The organism is Mycobacterium farcinogenes (assembly GCF_019739075.1).
GTDB lineage: Bacteria > Actinomycetota > Actinomycetes > Mycobacteriales > Mycobacteriaceae > Mycobacterium > Mycobacterium senegalense.
Genome location: NZ_CP081673.1, coordinates 5,694,575 through 5,708,512, shown reverse-complemented (window position 1 = coordinate 5,708,512; position 13,938 = coordinate 5,694,575). Strand labels below are relative to the sequence as shown.

General features: G+C 66.7%; 11 protein-coding genes. 7 read left to right on the top strand and 4 right to left on the bottom strand.

Going from position 1 to position 13,938, the window contains the following annotated elements:
* The first annotated feature begins 24 nt into the window (after window positions 1-24).
* The 4 genes from K6L26_RS27260 to K6L26_RS27245 are packed head-to-tail and all read left to right on the top strand — an operon-like array spanning window position 25 to window position 3,812.
* Window positions 25-1,020 carry an HAD family hydrolase gene (locus K6L26_RS27260; RefSeq protein ID WP_221852146.1) on the top strand — a complete coding sequence of 332 codons (996 nt, stop codon included), beginning with the start codon at window positions 25-27 and terminating at the stop codon, window positions 1,018-1,020.
* Entirely contained in the window at window positions 1,017-1,511 is a 495-nt protein-coding gene (locus K6L26_RS27255; RefSeq protein ID WP_019345148.1) for a PH domain-containing protein, read from the top strand. Before K6L26_RS27260 ends, K6L26_RS27255 begins: the two co-directional genes overlap by 4 nt.
* 44 nt (window positions 1,512-1,555) lie before the next feature.
* Window positions 1,556-2,971 carry a PH domain-containing protein gene (locus tag K6L26_RS27250; RefSeq protein WP_047037574.1) on the top strand — a complete coding sequence of 472 codons (1,416 nt, stop codon included), beginning with the start codon at window positions 1,556-1,558 and terminating at the stop codon, window positions 2,969-2,971.
* A gap of 25 nt (window positions 2,972-2,996) precedes the next feature.
* Window positions 2,997-3,812, top strand: coding sequence for an HAD-IIA family hydrolase (locus K6L26_RS27245; protein WP_036389374.1), 816 nt, complete (start codon window positions 2,997-2,999; stop codon window positions 3,810-3,812).
* 124 nt (window positions 3,813-3,936) lie between these two features.
* Here K6L26_RS27245 and K6L26_RS27240 read toward each other — a convergent pair whose 3' ends face one another.
* From K6L26_RS27240 to K6L26_RS27230, 3 genes are all read right to left on the bottom strand, one after another.
* Entirely contained in the window at window positions 3,937-6,168 is a 2,232-nt protein-coding gene (locus K6L26_RS27240; protein WP_221852145.1) for a DUF1214 domain-containing protein, read from the bottom strand.
* Window positions 6,169-6,285: 117 nt separating this feature from the next.
* Window positions 6,286-7,992 (bottom strand): DEAD/DEAH box helicase, encoded by a 1,707-nt coding sequence (locus K6L26_RS27235; RefSeq protein WP_036389372.1) that lies wholly within the window; start codon window positions 7,990-7,992, stop codon window positions 6,286-6,288.
* Window positions 7,993-8,210: 218 nt separating this feature from the next.
* Window positions 8,211-9,134: an SDR family NAD(P)-dependent oxidoreductase gene (locus K6L26_RS27230; RefSeq protein WP_221852144.1), complete on the bottom strand. Its 924-nt coding sequence runs from the start codon at window positions 9,132-9,134 to the stop codon at window positions 8,211-8,213.
* A gap of 116 nt (window positions 9,135-9,250) precedes the next feature.
* Between K6L26_RS27230 and K6L26_RS27225 the strand changes: the two genes are divergently transcribed.
* From K6L26_RS27225 to K6L26_RS27215, 3 genes are all read left to right on the top strand, one after another.
* Window positions 9,251-9,799 (top strand): TetR/AcrR family transcriptional regulator, encoded by a 549-nt coding sequence (locus tag K6L26_RS27225; protein WP_036389371.1) that lies wholly within the window; start codon window positions 9,251-9,253, stop codon window positions 9,797-9,799.
* A 135-nt stretch (window positions 9,800-9,934) separates the two neighbouring features.
* The gene (locus K6L26_RS27220) at window positions 9,935-10,771 is read left to right on the top strand and encodes an LLM class F420-dependent oxidoreductase (protein WP_221852142.1); all 837 of its coding nucleotides are present in this window, start codon (window positions 9,935-9,937) and stop codon (window positions 10,769-10,771) included.
* Between the two features lie 168 nt (window positions 10,772-10,939).
* A complete protein-coding gene (locus K6L26_RS27215; RefSeq protein WP_221852141.1) occupies window positions 10,940-11,740 on the top strand; it encodes a polysaccharide deacetylase family protein in 801 nt (266 codons plus the stop codon).
* A gap of 16 nt (window positions 11,741-11,756) precedes the next feature.
* On the opposite strand, the gene K6L26_RS27210 is transcribed toward K6L26_RS27215, so the two are convergent.
* A complete protein-coding gene (locus K6L26_RS27210) occupies window positions 11,757-13,526 on the bottom strand; it encodes a PQQ-binding-like beta-propeller repeat protein (RefSeq protein WP_221852139.1) in 1,770 nt (589 codons plus the stop codon).
* Window positions 13,527-13,938 lie beyond the last annotated feature (412 nt).

Below are 13,938 nucleotides of genomic sequence, written 5' to 3'. Positions count from 1 at the left end.
CGGAGCCATAGCAGGCTGGGAGCCATGCGCAAACTGCTGGCGGTCATGCTCACCGCGCTGCTGTGCGTCACCGGCTGTTCATCGAAGGACTCGGCCGCAGACCCGTTGTCCGCGTGGAACGACGCACCGGCGAAGAAGTCGATCACCGAGTTCGTCGAGCGCGTCACCACCGCAGACACATCCGATTTCGTCGCGCCGCAGGACCGCATCGCGGTGTTCGACAACGATGGCACGTTGTGGGCCGAAGCGCCGCTACCGTTCCAGGCGGCATTCGTCATCGACGAACTCAAACGCCGGGCACCGCAGGAACCGGCCCTGGCCGCTGACCCCATGGTGCAGGCAGCGCTGAAGGGGGACGTCGCAGCTCTGCTCGCGGGTGACCGCCATGAGGGGCTGCTGCGAGTGCTGGCGCTCACCCACGCCGGGATGACCACCGAGGAGTTCAACCAACGGGTGACCGACTGGATGGCGACCGCGCGCCATCCGCGGTTCGGCGAACCCTACGACCAGCTGACCTACGAGCCACAGCAGCAGCTTCTGAACTACCTGCGGGACAACGGCTTCCGGACCTTCATCGTTTCCGGCGGCGGGGCCGACTTCATGCGGGTGTTCTCGCAGCGGGTGTACGGTATCCCGCCCGAGCAGGTCGTCGGCTCCACCGGCACCACGAAATACGAACTGCGCGACGGCAAACCGGTGCTCGTCAAGAGCATGGACTACGTGTTCGTCGACGACAAGGCCGGCAAACCGTCGGGAATTCACGAGTTCGTCGGCCATCGGCCGATTTTGGCGGTAGGCAACAGCGACGGTGACCAGGCGATGCTGGAATACACCACGATCGACAACCCACGGCCCAGCCTCGGCGTGCTGATCCACCACACCGACGCCGACCGCGAATACGCCTACGACGCCAACCCGCCGTCGTCCGGAAAGCTGGTCACCGCGCTGCAGGCGGCCGAACCGAACAGCTGGACCGTCGTCGACATGAAGAACGACTGGAAGACGGTGTTCGCCCAGTGAGATTGATCGATCCGGCCCAGCGGCCCAGCAGCAAGGCTCCACTGGTCTGGGCGCTGAGCGCCGCCATCCCCTGGGCAGCGCTGACCCTGGCCCAGTTGATCTGGTTCGCAATCGATTCCCGGGTGCCATGGCTGCACGGTGTTGCCGCTGCCGCCACGGTTCTGGGCGCGCTGTTCTTCGTCGTGGTGGTCCCGATGTGGCGCTACCGTGTGCACCGCTGGGATATCAATGTCGGGTCCGGAACGCCCGCGGTGTACACCCGCACCGGCTGGCTGGTGCAGGAGCGGCGGATCGCGCCGATCTCCCGGGTGCAGACCGTGGACACCTACCGGGGGCCGCTGGATCGGCTCTTCGGGCTGGCCAACGTGACGGTGACGACAGCGTCGTCGGCCGGGGCGGTGCGCATCGTGGCACTCGACGACGACGTCGCCGAGCACGTGGTGGCGCAACTGACCGATATCGCGGCGATCGGCGAGCAGGACGCCACGTGACCACGCCTGCGAGCGAGCGGCACTGGCAGCGGCTGAGCCCCCGTATGCTACTGGTCCACCCCGTCCACGAAGTCCTGCAACAGATTCCGCTGCTGATCGGCGCGGTGGTGCTGGGCTCGGCGACCGGCAACCAAGGGTGGACCATCGCGGCCATCGGCCTGACCGTCGCCGTGGGCCTGGCACGCTGGTTCACCACCAGCTACCGCATCGAACCCGACGAGGTGCAACTGCGCACCGGGTTGCTGCAACGCAAGGTGCTCTCGGTGCCGCGCAACCGCATCCGGTCGGTTTCCACCGACGCCCGGCTGTTGCACCGGATGCTCGGGCTGACCGTTTTGAGGATCAGCACCGGCCAGGAAGCCAAGGGCGACACCGAGTTCGCTCTCGACGCGGTCGAAGCACAGCAGGTGCCCAGGCTGCGGGCGATCCTGCTCGCCGACGCCGTACCGGTCGCCGATGCACCGGCCGGTCGCGAACTCGCCCGCTGGCAGCCGTCCTGGCTGCGTTACAGCCCGCTGAGTTTCACGGGCCTGGCCATGATCGCCGCCGCGGCCGGTGTGGTCTACCAAGCCGGTGCCGGTGCCGCCCTGCAGAACTCGGATATCGCACAGTCGGGTGTCGCGATCGCCGAGCGCCTGGGCGTGCTGGTCAGCGTGCTGGTGGGCGCGCTCGTGATTGTGGTGGTCTCGGTGGTGCTCTCAGTACTGCGGTCCTTGCTGACGTACGGGAATCTGGTATTGCGCCGAGACGCCGAGGTGCTGCACCTGCAGCATGGCCTGCTGCGCCTGCGCGAGCACACCTACGACATGCGGCGGCTGCGCGGCGGCACCCTACGGGAGCCACTGCTGGTGCGTGCGTTCGGCGGCGCCCGCCTGGACGCCGTGATGACCGGAGTCGGCGGGGAGGGTGAGGCCTCGCTGCTGCTGCCACCGTGCCCGTCCAGAACCGCCACCGCGGTACTGGCCGAGCTGATCGGCGACCCCGGCGCGGTGGACGCGCCGCTCGTGGCCCACGGACCGGCGGCGGTGCGGCGACGCTGGACCCGTGCCCTGACCCTGCCGGTGGTGGCCGCCGCGGTGCTGGCCCTGGTCGGCGTGCCGGCCTGGGTCTGGATGCTGTGGGCGGTTGCTGTGGTGGCTGCCGGTCTGCTGGCTGCTGACCGGGCGCGGTCCCTGGGACATCGGGTGCGTGACGGTTGGCTGGTGGCCCGTGCCGGAAGCCTGGAGCGCCGCCGGGATCACCTCGACACCGCGGGCATCATCGGATGGACGGTGCGCCAGACGTTCTTTCAACGTCGCGCCGGGGTGGCCACCCTGATCGCGGCGACGGCGGCAGGGGAGAAGCGCTACCAGGTGCTCGACGTGCCGGCCGAGCAGGCCTGGTCGGTGGCGGCGGCCGCCACGCCGTGGGTGACCGACAATGCGTGGGCAACCGGGCAGGCAGGCCCCGAGTTGCGCTGAATTCGCGGGCGTTTACTGTCGCTGCATGGCTATCGGTGGAGTGCTCTTCGACATCGATGGTGTGCTGGTGACCTCCTGGCAGCCCATCGACGGCGCGGCCCAGACGCTGCGGGTACTGGCCGACAACGACATCGCGCGGTCCTACCTGACCAACACCACCACCCGCACCCGCGCCCAGATCGCCGACCTGCTGACCGCGGCCGGCATGGACGTCGCCGCCGACGAAGTCATCACCGCGGCCGCGCTGACCGCCGAGTACGTGCGGGACCGTTATCCCGGAGCCCGATGTTTCCTGGTCAACAGCGGGCAGATCGGCGAGGACATGCCCGGCGTCGATGTCGTGTATTCCAGTGACTTCACCGGACCGGCCGCCCCTGACACCCCGGATGTGGTGCTGCTCGGTGGCGCGGGGCCGGAGTACAACCACCTCACGCTGAGTTGGGTCTACGACTGGATGGCGCAAGGGGTGCCGGTGGTCGCGATGCACCGCAGCACCGCGTGGAACACCACCGACGGGCTGCGGGTGGATACCGGCATGTATTTGGCCGGCATGGAGGCGACCTCGGGCCGCAAGGCCACCGCCGTCGGCAAGCCCGCGCCGGAAGGGTTCCTGGCCGCCGCCAACCGGCTCGGCGTCGACCCCGAAGAGATGTACATGATCGGCGACGACCTGAACAACGACGTGCTGGCCGCCCAGGTGGTGGGGATGGCCGGGGTGCTGGTGCGGACCGGGAAGTTCCGCCAGGCCACGCTGGACCGTTGGGCCACAGACGAATTCGCGATGCAGCCCAACTACGTCATCGACTCGGTGGCAGACCTTCCCGAATTGTTGGGGCTGTAGGGCCGGCGGCGCCCTGCCCGCCTTCGGCGTCGCGCCGTTTTCCACACCCGGGCTGTGATTCTCGACGAGCACGACCCAGGTGCAGAAATCGGTGGGGTTGCGAGCGGTGTGATGGCCGGCGCAGCTACACCGTGTAGCGGCGGTCGTATCCGGCCTTACGCTCGGCGAGCTGTTGCGCGCGGTCGTAGTTCAACTGCTCGTCGGTGGTGTTCGGGTCGCCTTCCAAGATTCCCTTGACCTCTGAAACGTTCACCACCTGCGTCGACACCGTCGGCATGTTCGTGGCGTCCGGGTCAACGCCCTGGAACCGCATCGAGATGGTGCCCTGATTCAGGCCACCGGTCGACACCCAATTGGCCACGCCCGGATCGTTTTTCGACACCACGATCGTGTACGTGCCGTCGGCGTTCTTGACGGCCTGGCTGTTGTTGAGGCTGGTCTGCTGATTGCGGGTGTCGTTGGTGATGGTCCAGTCGTTGGTCACCGGCACCACGAAGTACTCGGCGTCACCGGGATCGACGGTGATGATCATCGCCTCGTCGTCTTTGAGCTGGAAGTAGCCCGCGCTCTGCAACTGAGTGGAGAGGAACTGCGCGTTGTGCTGCGGCTGGGACAGCGTGTTGGGCGTGCCCGTGGCGCCGGTGGCCACCGTCATGTACGTGTTCTCACCGCTGATCCCGGTCACCAGCATCAGCAGGGCGGTCTCGGTCGACGACAGCAGCAGCGGCGCCTGGTCGAACGCCGGGATGATCGACACCAAGTTCATCAACGCCGGGTTCTTGACCACGGTCTCGCCGATGCCCGGGATTGCGAACCCGCCGATCTGGCTGAACAAGCTGCTGGGCGGCCCGGCGGTCTTCTCGATCGTCAGCGTCATCGGCGTCTCGGTGTTCCAGTCGCCCAACGTGTTTCGGGTGGCCAGAATCGTCGAGTTCGCCGGGGCCTGAATGTAGTTCATACCCTGCTCGGGATTCCCAGGTGCCGCGTTCGGGCTGACCACGATGGTGAACGTCCCGTCGTCGCGGATGCTCAGCTGCTCACCGTCGAGATTCTGCGCGGTGACACCGTTGATGCCCGTCAGCACACTGAAATTGGTGTTGGCAGAGGTTGGATGGGTGCTCGGATCGGCCGGGTCATAGCCTTCGATCTTTCCCTGGATCTCGTACGTCGAGGCACCGTTGATACCGGTGAACCGATAGACGGTATCCGGGTTGTCGTACCAGATCCTGGTGCCGCCGGCGTCCTGCCCATTCCAGCTGTGCGGCGGGTTGACCTGCAGCAGCAGCTTCGGATCGTTCGAATTGAGCAATATGAACTCGGTCGCCGATTGGTTGGCGTACTCGGTTGCCGCCTCGTTGAGCTGCGACAGGTTGGTCCAGTCGGGGCCCCCGACCGCCGAGAAGTTCTTGGCCGCCTCCACGTACCACGCCGCCATCAGGACCACTTTGGCCAGCTGGACGATCGGCGTGTTGACGATCTGGCTGACCTGCTGTTCGGCGGCCAGCTGGTCCTCGGTGGCCAGGATGCTCGTCGCCTCCGCGGTCACCTCGGAGGTCACCTGCGATGTCGCTTCCGGAGTGGCGACCCGTCCAAAGGGCACGAGCCCCTGCCGGCCGTCGCGGCGAGACCAGCCGAGCAGTGCCGCCAGGCCGATCTCCTGGATCGGGCTCACCGGCGTTTCCGGCAGGTGCGGCTTGAGCCGTTCCGTCACCGCCGCCACCATCTCGGGGATGGGCTGCACCGCCGGTGCCTGGATACGAGGGCCGGACGCCGGGATTATGTGCTCCACAACGTCTTTCACGACCGTCTTGGTGACGACGGTCAGGGTTTCGAGGGGCTCGGTTTTGTCGGTCTCGACGGATTCCTGGGGCCTGGTGTCCAGGGTCGCCTGCCGATTCCGAGACCCGTCAGTGGCATCGGTGATGGCACGCGAGACCGCCTGCTGCACATTGTCGACGGTATCGGCCGCCTCGGGTTTGGTGTAGTCCTTACCGCCTTTGTCGCCCTTGGGTTTCCGTTCGGTCGATGTGATCGACGCCGAGGAAGGGCGACGCTCGCTGAGCTTCGAGCCGCCGAGCGCGGACTCCACCTTGGTGGTCACCTCGCTGACCCGTTTGGCCAGTTTGTCGTGGCCGGAGAACGACGGTTTGCGAGGACCCCGCTTCGGGGTCGTGCTGTCTGATTTCGAACTGCTGCCGACTCCGGACGAGGTGCCCGACGAGTCCGAGCCGCCGGCCTGTGCGGATGCGATCGCGGTGCCGTTGGCGACCGCCACCCCGATCCCCAGGGCGACGGCCAGAGCGCCCACCCGTCCGATGAATCGTGCCCCGCCAGCGGTAGCGGACGTCGTCGTCATGTCGCCTCCCCCAACTGTTCTGACTGTCACAGAACGCAATTGGCCGACTGTAACAAGTTACAGTTCGGTCTCGGGCGAGTTTGACGGACTCTGAGTTTATTTACCTGCGGAGTGCTCTCAGGCCTTCAGATCCCGCACGGCTTCGATGCGGGCCTTGAGCTGATCGGTGGTGGCAGCGGCCACCGGCGGCCCGCCGCAGATGCGCCGGAGCTCGTTGTGGATCCAGCCGTGCGGCTTGCCGGTGCGGTGATGAGCGATGGTCACCAACGCGTTGAGTTCGCGACGCAACTCGCGGATCTGGCCGTGGGTGGTGCGAGGCGGTGGCGGACCACCCGACACCGCGGCCTCTGCCGTGCGCTTGGTGAGCTGCTCGTCCTGCCTGCGCCGCAACAGGTCTCGCATCTGCTCGGCGTCGAGCAGGCCGGGGATGCCCAGGTAGTCGGCTTCCTCGTCGCTGCCGGCCGGCGTCGCGGTGCCGAACGAGGCGCCGTCGAAGATGACCTGGTCCAGCTCGGCGTCGGCACCCAGGTACTCGACGCCGTTCTCCAGCTCGCTCTTCTCGTCCTTGCGTTTCTCGGCGGCTTCCAGGGCCTCGTCGTCCAGCCCGTCCGACTCGCGGTGCGGCTTGCCCAGCACGTGGTTGCGCTGGGCTTCCATCTCACTGGCCAGCAGCAGCAGGTTCGGCACCGACGGCAAGAAGATGCTGGCGGTCTCACCCGGGCGGCGCGACCGCACGAACCGGCCGATGGCCTGGGCGAAGAACAACGGTGTCGACGCACTCGTGGCGTACACGCCGACCGACAGCCGGGGCACGTCGACGCCTTCGGACACCATGCGCACCGCAACCAGCCACCGGCTGGTGCCCGCCGAATACTGACTGATCCGGTCGGACGCGCTCGGATCGTCGGAGAGCACCACCGTCGGTGCCTCGCCGGTGATCTTGGTGAGCAGATCGGCGTAGGCGCGTGCGGTGGTCTGGTTGGTGGCGATGATCATGCCGCCGGCATCGGGCACGTGCTGCCGCTTCTGCTGCAGCCGTTTGTCGGCGGCCGCGATGACCGCCGGCATCCACTCACCCGTCGGGTTCAGCGCGGTGCGCCAGGCCCGCGCCGTCTGCTCGGCGGTCAGCGGTTCGCCGAGGCGTGCCGCATGTTCCTCCCCGGCACTGTCGCGCCAGCGGGCCTCACCCGAGTAGGCCAGGAAGACCACGGGCCGGACCACGCCGTCGGCCAGTGCGTCGGCGTAGCCGTACACATGGTCGGCCTGCGAGCGCTGGAAACCGGCCTCGTCCGGTTCGTAGTTGACGAACGGGATCGGGCTGTCGTCGCTGCGGAACGGGGTCCCGGTCAGTGCCAAGCGTCGGGTCGCGTCGTCGAAGGCTTCGCGCATCGCGTCGCCCCAGCTCTTCGAATCACCACCGTGGTGGATCTCGTCGAAGATGACCAAGGTCTTGCGATTCTCGGTACGCACCCGGTGCCGGGTGGGATGGCTGGCCACCTGGGCATAGGTGACAACAACCCCGTGGTACTCGGCAGAGGTCCGGGAGTCGGAGTTGCTGAACTTCGGATCCAACGCGATGCCGTTACGCGCGGCCGACTCCGCCCACTGGATCTTGAGATGCTCGGTCGGCACCACGACGGTGATCGCCTCGACCGTGCGGTCGCTGAGAAGTTCAGCCGCGATCCGCAGCGCAAACGTCGTCTTCCCTGCGCCAGGGGTTGCCACTGCCAGGTAATCCCGTGGCTTGGCGGTCAAATACTTCACCAGCGCTTTGCGCTGCCAGCCCCGAAGTGCCTGGGTGCTGGGCGCTGCATCAGCCCGCACCCGAGGACTCCTCTCAGTCGGAAAGCAGTCTAGGCCAGTGGGTTCCGCCGGCGCATCTCTGCAGGAAAGCGCCGGGCGTGTCGCTCGGTGAGCTGGAGCAAACACCCATCGGCGTCTTCGCGGGCCGACTTGGTGTCGACTAGTTCGCGTCGAAATCGACGCCAGGGTTGTTCCGCGCGCGTCGGCACTGCCCTGGCGTCGAAATCGGCGAAGAGAACTCAGGCGCGCGCAGACTCCAACGCCGGGAAGGTGACGCCGGTCAGTTCCTCGGACACCGCCCAGAGCCGACGCTGCAGCTCGATGTCGTAGGACCGCTCGTTGGAGGTCACCACCTTCGGGTGGCCCTTCTGCTGGCCGAGACCGTCGGGTCCGTAGTACTGGCCGCCCAGGGCGCCCGGATCAGTTGCCGCCCGCAGAGTCGGCAGCGCCCCCATGGCGGCCTCTTGGAAGAAAGGGCGCGCCAGCGGGACGGCCCGCTGCACGACGCCGGGCAGGTGGCGCGCCAGTTCGGTGTCGGATCCGCCGGGGTGAGCGGCCAGCGCCGTGGTGTGTTGCCCGATCAGTCGCCGCTGCAGTTCGTAGGTGAACAACAGATTGGCGAGCTTGGACTGCCCGTAGGCCTGGAGACGGTTGTACCTGCGTTCCCACTGCAGATCCTCGAACCGGATGCCGGGCGCGAAGCGGTGGCCGATGCTGCTGACGGTCACGATCCGTGAGCCGACCACAGGCAGGAGGCGGTCGAGCAGCAGGCCGGTCAGGGCGAAGTGGCCGAGGTGGTTCGTACCGAACTGCAGCTCGAAGCCGTCGCTGGTGGTCTCCCTGGGAGGCGTCATCACGCCGGCGTTGTTGATCAGCAGGTCGATGCGCGCGTGCTTGTCCCTCAGTTCGGCGGCGGCTTCCCGTACCGAGCGCAGTGATCCCAGGTCGAGGCGCTGCAGCTCCAGGTCGGCATCGCGCACGGACCGGGAGATCCACTCGACTGCTGCCTCGCCCTTGTCCAGGTTGCGCACGGCAAGGACGACGTGGGCGCCCTTGGCGGCCAGAGCTTTGGCGGTCTCGAGCCCGAGACCGGTGTTCGCGCCGGTCACTATGGCAGTGCGGCCCGATTGGTCCGGAATCTTGGCGGTGGTCCACTTGGTCATGGGAGACTCCTAGTGAGGCTAAGCGGAGTGGATACTCCGGTTGCGTTCGAATATACGGAACTTGCGCCCCGCTTTGTCAATGGTGTGTTTGTCGATGAATGGTGAGGTGATCGCGAATGCGTGCGGATGCGGCCCGGAATCGCGCCCGGGTGCTGGAGGTCGCCTACGAAACGTTCGCGGCCGATGGCCTGTCGGTGCCCATCGACGAGATCGCGCGGCGGGCCGGCGTCGGAGCCGGGACCGTCTACCGGCATTTCCCCACCAAGGAGGCGTTGTTCCAGGCGGTGATCGCCGAGCGGATCCGCGGCGTCGTGGAAGAAGCGCGGACACTGCTCGAAGCCAATCCCGACGAAGGACTCTTCGACTTCCTTCGGTCGATGGTGCTGCAGTGGGGTGCGGCCGACCGCGGGCTGGTCGACGCACTTGCCGGCTCAGGGATCGACGTGAACGCTGTGATGCCCGAAGCCGAGGGCGACTACTTGGCAGTGCTCGGTGAACTCCTGGCCTCGGCGCAACGAGCGGGGACGGTGCGCCCCGACGTCACCGTGCCCGAAGTGAAAGCGCTCCTGGTCGGGTGCCAGGCCATGCAGAGTTACAACGACGACGTAGCCGAGCGGGTCACGTCGGTGGTGTTCGACGGGCTACGGGCGAGAGGGCGACAGTGACGACGCTGCATTTCATCTCGGGCTGATCCGGTGCCGATCCCGCCGCTGCCCTCGTTGCCCGTGGCGCCGCTGAGGTGAGTGGCGTCGCCGTTAGCACCGGCCTCGAGCCGGCCCAGCCGGAGTAGCGTCAGCGGCATGAAGTTCGGCATCGCCACCTTCGTCGACGACGACAGCATTGATCCGGTGTCGCTGGCTCTCGCGATCGAGGAGCGGGGGTTCGCCTCGCTCATCGTGGCAGAGCACAGCCACATCCCCGTCAGTCGCGAGTCGCCGTATCCGAGTGGCGGTGACCTGCCCGCGTGGTACTACAACACGCTCGACCCGTTCGTCACCCTTGCCGCCGCGGCGGCAGTGACGTCGACGATCGACCTCGTCACCGGCGTCGCGTTACTGATCCAACGCGACCCGATCCACACCGCCAAAGAATCCGCGAGCATCGATCTCATCTCTGACGGTCGGTTCGTGCTCGGCGTCGGCGCGGGCTGGAATCTGGAGGAGATGCGCGACCACGGCACCGCCCCGAAAACCCGTGGCGCACTGCTGGACGAGAGCATCGAGGCAGTCAAGGCGCTGTGGACCGACGAGCCCGCCGAATACCACGGCAAGTACGTCAACTTCGATTCGTCCTACTGCCGTCCCAAACCGGTCCGGCAACCACATCCGCCGATCTATGTCGGCGGAAACTCCGATGCCACCGTCAAACGCGTGATTCGCCATGGCGCAGGCTGGATTTCGAACCCGCTGCCCAGAGACGAGCTGGCCAAGCGGATCGGCCAGATGCGCGACGGCGGGGCCGAGGACGTACCGTTGATGATGTTCGGCACACCCGTCAAAGTCGACTATTGGCGCGCCGCAGAGGATCTCGGCTTTGACCAACTGGGGCTCTTCCTGCCGTCGGTGGGCAAGGATGAGTCCCTACGCTTGCTTGATGACTATGCGGCGGCCGTGAAGAAGTATCAGTTGGGGAATTGAGGCCTGGCCTCTGCTCGTTGCGGCGTCGCTTCCTGCGTGGAGGTCGCCTAAACGCTCCGACGGCAGCCACGCGGTAGGAACCGGCGACAAGGCGAGGCGCGGCTTCCGCAGTCAACCCACAGCTGATCCACCGGTTGGCCCTCAAGAACCGCGCTTACCGTCCGGCATGTGATCAACCGGCGTTCATTCCTGGCGGCGACGGCCGTCGGTTCGATCGCCGCCGGATACGCGCTGCGGGCCGGTGTGCCGACCGCGCACGCCGACCCCAATGCCGTCGATGCGCCGTCGGTCGCGGTGCTCACCAAGAGGCGGACGGCCACGCAGTGGGGGATGGCACTGCCCGGAATCACCACATCCTTCGCTGCCGCCGGCCGCCAGATCGCCCTGACGTTCGACGCCTGCGACGGTGCCTGCGATGACGCGCTGCTCGACACCTTGCAGCACAACGGTGTGCCGGCGGTGCTCATGCTCAACTCGAGATGGATCGACCGCAACCCCGACCGGGCCCGGCAATTGGCGGCCAATCCGTTGTTCGAGATCGGCAACCACGGCACCCGTCACGTGCCGCTGTCAGTGACGGGCCGCTCGGCGTACGGCATCGCGGGGACGCGCTCGGCCGATGAGGTGGTCAACGAGGTGTGGGGCAACCATCAGCGGCTGACTGCGCTGACCGGCCGGCCCCCGACCTGGTTTCGACCCGGTACCGCACACTACGACGACGTGGCCGTCGAGATCGTGCATGAGCTCGGCGAGCAACCGTTGGGGTTCAGTGTCAACGCCGACAACGGTGCGACGGCGTCGGCGGCCGCCGTGCGCGCCAACGTGATGAACGCTGCGCCCGGTTCGATCGTGATCGCACACATGAACCATCCGCAGTCGGGCACGCATGCGGGATTCGCCGAGGCGATCCCCGCGATGCAGGCGGCGGGCTGGCAGTTCGTGTCACCGACGGGGCGGACTGCAGGCTGACGAGATCCGGTAAAGGTCAACGCATGCCGAGCACGTGGATCTCGTCGACGCTGCCGGAGGTCCGGCTATTACGTTGGCACAGCAGCAAAATGGCGCCAGGGACTGGAACGAGCCCACCGATGTCGACGCCGCACGGCGACGGCCTCGATGTCGATGTGCCGTCAGGATTTACCACGACAAGCGTCCAATGGTCTTCCTCGTCTTGAGCAGCGGCGGTCACCATCTGATCGCCGATCTGTGCCCAGTGCTGCGCGGTGTACGTGTCGCGATCGGAGGTATTAACACCTGGCGCATGAATGGTTGCGCCCTCAGCCACGCGGTACAGGTTGACGGACTCATCAGTTCGCACGCGGGCATCGAGTTGCAAGACAGGCCCTGGGTATTGGCCGTCCCGCGCCGAGAAGACGTCGTATGCGCGCACGCCGCCGTCGGACAGAATGGTTTCGACCCGGCCTGTGTCGGTGTGGACTGCGAGCAATGGGTCGGCGCCGTCGTCAAACCCGTCGACTCTGACCACGATCACGTTGCCGTCTGCGGCCACCGCATCGAAGGCAAGATCGGTGGGCTGGTTGGCCACGAAAGTGAGGTCGATGGTGCGAGCAGCGCCTGTGTTCGCATCGAGGACATGCATCGTGTCGGCATTCCCGCACTTCGCCGCGTAGGCGATTGCACGGGGCAGTGCGTAGATTGTCTCTCGCGGATCGCATCGCGCATCGTCGTCGATCGGCTGCTGCCAGCGCAGCTCGCCCGTACGAGGATCAAGGACCCCGATGTCGTCACCGCGCCGCACCGGTGCCACGCCAGCCGGTAAGAGGGTCGGACCTTTCAGGGCCCAACCGCGGTCGAGACTCCACAGAACAGCGCCGGTCATGGCGTCGAGACCGACAAGGAAAGGGTCTGTGCCGTACTCGTTGTTACCAGAGTCGAGGAAGGCGGTGTTGCGGCGGCATTCGGCAAGCACCACCGCGTTTTCGGCAATGCCCGTCGATTTCAGATATGTGAGCTTGCAGTCCGTCGGAAACAGCGCTACCGGGAAACGCCAGCGCTCTGAGCCTGTTGGCCCATCGTGGCCCACAATGGCGCCACCGGCGGGCAGAACGAATCCGGGACCAGCGGGCAGAACGAACTCGGCGCTGTTGTCCACAACTGTGTACGCGACGTGGGTGCCGATCGTCGTCGGCGTCTCAGGGGTCGCGACGGCTGCGGCGGTCGTCGCATTGGCGCTACGGCCGCTCAGCGTCATCACAGTGACGCCGGCGACGAGGGCGACAACCAGACCGACCGCCGTCGCGCCTCCTAAAACCGCCCAAGGAACGGGCGTTTCGCGTCGACGAGCCGCGACCGCAGCCGCCGACAGGAGCGTTGCAGCCATGGCCAGCAGCAGCCACGACGTCTGTCCCGCCGCGATCGCGGGGTGGGAGCCCGGACCGGAGATGAGCTTCGCCCGGTCGGTGACGACTGTGCTCAGGTGCGACCACGCTGTCACAGCGGCAATCCCCGTGGCGATCCACGCGATCTGCACGGCTATGCGCATCCCGGCAAGGACACGGGCAGCTTGGAGAATTAGCAGCGACGCAACGGCAATGACGGCAACCAAGGAGCCGAGGAGCAAACCGGTGACCGGCCCGAGGCGGTCGGAGCTCAGGCCGTCAGGGACTCGCATCAAAAACGCATACGCACTCAGAGCTGCTGAGCCGACGCCCAGCCCGACGCTCATGGCGACCAAGACCAAAACCAGGCTGAGCCGCGAAGGCGCGTCGTCGGCGCTGCTCGTCTCGTCGCTCACTCGGCTACCCCCTCGGGCCAGAACTCTGCCACAGCTCGAGGCCGCGTCAGCTCGGGAAATTCACGGCAGCCTCGTCGGCCATCGCCGATTTCCACGTGGGGGTCGCCAGCACGCGGCGGGCACGACCCTGAGGTAGAAACCGGCGGCGCAAAGCCCAGAGGAAGCCCGGAGGAACCCTAGAGTCAGCGGGCTTTCGCCAGGCGCGTAAGCCGAGGGCGGGAGCAAGCGTCAGACAACCTTGCACTCGGCATGGTCGAGTGCTAAGAATGCAGTTGGCACTCTCGATCAGTGAGTGCTAGGTCGGGACGGTGAGACCGGGGCCGCACCTGCGGGAGCACACCCCAGTCGTCCGTCGCGGGCACTGAACCTGACCACACAACGTGCGATCCCCTATCCGGAGGAATCACTTCGC